The organism is Bradyrhizobium sp. 23AC (assembly GCF_054863025.1).
Genome location: NZ_JAVAYN010000335.1, coordinates 1 through 227 on the forward strand (window position 1 = coordinate 1; position 227 = coordinate 227).

1 protein-coding gene is annotated in these 227 nt (G+C 67.0%); it reads right to left on the minus strand.

Annotated elements, in window-relative coordinates; translation table 11 throughout:
- A partial coding sequence (locus tag RAD10_RS42665; RefSeq protein ID WP_461622107.1) for an ATP-binding cassette domain-containing protein occupies positions 1-227 on the minus strand: 227 nt, incomplete at both ends.

Sequence of the window (227 nt, forward strand, 5' to 3'; positions counted from 1 at the left end):
GCCACGTTCTGGAAGGTGCGGCCGATGCCGATCTCGGCGATCCGGTGCGGCGGCCGCGTCAGGATGCTCGCGCCCTCCATCAGGATGTCGCCGGATGACGGCTGGTAGAGCCGGGACAGGCAGTTGAAGAGCGTGGTCTTGCCGGCGCCGTTGGGGCCGATCAAGCCGAGGATCTGGCCCTTGTGCATGTCGAAGGACACGCCGTTGAGCGCGATGATGCCGCCGAA